Origin of the sequence: Pseudomonas lactucae (genome assembly GCF_016937615.1) — a bacterium.
Classification (GTDB): Bacteria; Pseudomonadota; Gammaproteobacteria; order Pseudomonadales; family Pseudomonadaceae; genus Aquipseudomonas; species Aquipseudomonas lactucae.
Map to the genome: position 1 here is coordinate 1 of NZ_JAFHKI010000246.1, position 3,000 is coordinate 3,000.

Genomic DNA, 3,000 nt, shown 5'->3' on the forward strand with positions numbered 1-3,000 from the left:
GGACGCCACATCTGCGAGAAGAAACTCTCGGCCATGTCCAGGTAGCTGGCTTCGGGTTCAGGTGCGGGCGCTTCCAACTCGGTACCGGCTGGCGCGACGTGGGAGCTGATCGCTCCGGCGGCGCGCGCGGCCGGGAGGTTGTTGGTCAGGGTGTTGGTGGCGCCGCTAAGAATATTGGCCTGCACCGTGGGCGGAAACAGTGCGTTGCTGAAGCTCTCGCATAAATTCGATAAGCCTTTGTCCGCACCCGTCTTGCTCATGGCCAGGCCGACAATCGTGCCCACCACCGCGCCCAACAGGAAGCAGCCGAGCCCGCCGGTGGCGACGGTAATGCCGGTGGCCGCGACCACGGCAGCGGTCGCCACGGCGGTGATCGCGATATTAGCCGCCACCTCCAGCACACCACCGAGGATGTCGGCCATCATGGAAGTGTGGGTCAGCGCATCGCCCATCCGGGCAGCCCATAACGCGTCAGACATGCAGTTGGCTCATCAAGAAATAGCGTCAAACGACAGCGAGTTTTTGATCAACGCCCAATGCGCCGCCTCGGCGTCCCCGAGCGTGTCCGCCTTCACATAACTCAAGGCGAGCATCTTGCGCGTACCCGGTATCACCAACGCCAGCTGATACTGGAACACCTTGTCATTGCCCTTGTTGAACTGGCTGCGCAGTTCAATGCCTTCGACTTCCTGCGCCGTGCCCAGGCGCACATCGACACCCGGTTGATAGCGCAAGTCCTGCACCTGCTTTTCCAGGCGCTGGAGCTGGTCGTTGAAATTGCTGTGCAAGGTTTCGCCGTCGGCCAGCAAGCTGCGGCTGATGATCAATGAAGTGCCCAACTCAGGGAACTTGAGGATGTTGATCGTCGCGTCCTGCAGCTCGCCGGCCGGCAGTTGAAGCTGGAATTCGTTGATTCGGTACGTCATGGCAAACAGGTCTCGTCAGGAGCTTTTGGGCGCGGGGAATGCGGCTTTGATATTGGCGTCGATGGCGCCTTTCTGGCCTTGACCGTCGGGCGTCGCGCCAGGGCCGCCGCCGTTGTTCAAGTGCAGCACGCCGCCGGTGTTGAACTCGGCATCGCCGCTGGCATAGAAGCTGATTTGCACGCCGGTGAGGTTGATCTGCCCGCTGGCATTGAGCTCCAGGATGCTTTCGCCACAGACCAGGCGCAGGTTTTCGCCCACCTCGATCACATAGCTCTGGCTGATGCTGTCGGTCTTGCGCTGGCCCACCGAGAGGATGTCTTCCTGCTTGACGATGCGCAGGCGGTTGTTGCCGATGGTCACCGTCTCGTTATGCCCGATACTCTTATTGCGGTCATGCCCCACCGAATGGCTCTCATCCACCTCCACCACAATGTCCTGATTACGCTCGGCATGGATGTACAACTGCTCCAATCCCTTCTTGTCCTCCATGCGGATTTCATTGAAGTTGGCCGGCGTGCCGCCTTTGCTCGAACGGCTTTTCATGCCGCTCTGGGTCGCGTTCTCGGGCAAATCGTAAGGCACCGTCTGCTCAGCGTTGTACACCCGCCCGGTGATGATCGGTCGGTCGGGGTCGCCTTCCAGAAAACTCACGATCACTTCCTGGCCAATCCGTGGAATCTGCATCGAGCCCCAGTTCTTGCCGGCCCAGGATTGCGACACACGAATCCAGCACGAGCTGTTTTCGTTGGATTGGTCGTGACGGTCCCAGTAGAAGTGCACCTTCACCCGGCCGTACTGGTCGGTCCAGATTTCTTCGCCTTTGGGGCCGACGACCAGGGCGGTCTGCGGGCCTTTTACGATAGGGCGGTGGGTGGTGGCCAACGGGCGGAAGCTTTGCTGGGCGTCGATGCAGGTGAGGCTGCTTTCGAACTGCGCGGAACCTGAGCCGCCGCCGCTTTCCAGGTTTTCCTGGACGATGTAGTAGCGGATACCAACGATCAGGTATTCGCGGTTCTGGTCCTGGCGGCTGAAGCCGGTGAGGCTGAACAGGTGGCCGGAACCTAGGCCACGGGCGTTGCCGGCGAACTCGATCTGTTCGTGCAGGGTTTGCAGGGCTTCGATGCGGGTGCGTGCGTAGTGTTCGCCGTCGGCGCTTTGTACGTAGGTGCCGGGGTAGTCGTACAGCGGGTAGTCGCCGGCGGTGTGCGGGCGCGGCATCGCCGAGCGCACGTCGATGCTGGCGCTGGGGCGCTGGAAGTCGTAGTCGTTGAGCTCCAGCGAGCCCGGCTGCACCTCCTGCGCCAGGTGCCAGTTGTGCATGTGGTCGCGTTCGCGTTGCTGCTCGTCCTTGGGGTAATACGGGATCGACGCGTAGCCCGGCACCGTGGTGTGGGCGCCATAGGCGTCGGCCAGCACCAGCACGTGGCGGTCCTGTTCATGGCGGAAGAAGTAGTAGATGCCTTCCTGTTCCATCAGGCGGCTGACGAAATCGAAGCTGGTCTCGCGGTACTGCACGCAGTAATCCCACTCGCGGTACGGCCGGCTCAGGGCATCTTCAAAGTCGGAAAAACCCAGGTCGCGGAACACCTGCTTGATGATCTGCGGGATGCTCAGGTTCTGGAAAATCCGGCAGTCCGAAGTGCGGCTCAGCAGCCAGAACCACGGGCGCAGCGTCACCTGGTAACTGGCGAACTGGCCCTTGTCGATGTTCTGGCTGCAGCGCGCGACGATACCGTGAAAGTGCCGTTCGCCGCCGTCCGCCAGTTGCACACCGACGCTCATCGGCTTGCCCAGCAACTGGTTAAGGTCGATGTTGGCGTCCAGGGACGTCAGTTGCAGCTCATAGTTGAACAGCCGCCCCAGTTCTTCGCCACCGCCCATTTCATTGAGCAACAGCACATCCGGCCCTAGGGGGCTGGTGATTTTTGCCAGGCGTGAGGCTTGGTTGAATAGCATCGGTTAACCCGTAAATGACTAAATAACTGACGAAACCGGTTTAAAACTGTGGGAGGGGGCTTGCCCCCGATAATGGTGTATCAGGTTAGAAATTACTGGCTGACCCACCGCCATCGGG

General features: G+C 60.8%; 2 protein-coding genes and 1 pseudogene. All 3 read right to left on the reverse strand.

The features are described from left to right. Positions 1–479, reverse strand: a pseudogene (locus JWR98_RS28945) (RHS repeat-associated core domain-containing protein); the annotation flags it as partial. A 12-nt stretch (positions 480–491) separates the two neighbouring features. Next, a complete protein-coding gene (locus JWR98_RS28950) occupies positions 492–926 on the reverse strand; it encodes a DcrB-related protein (protein WP_078735243.1) in 435 nt (144 codons plus the stop codon). A gap of 15 nt (positions 927–941) precedes the next feature. Further along, on the reverse strand, positions 942–2,882 hold the full coding sequence (locus tag JWR98_RS28955) for a type VI secretion system Vgr family protein (RefSeq protein WP_078735242.1): 1,941 nt from the start codon (positions 2,880–2,882) through the stop codon (positions 942–944). Between the last annotated feature and the right edge of the window lie 118 nt (positions 2,883–3,000).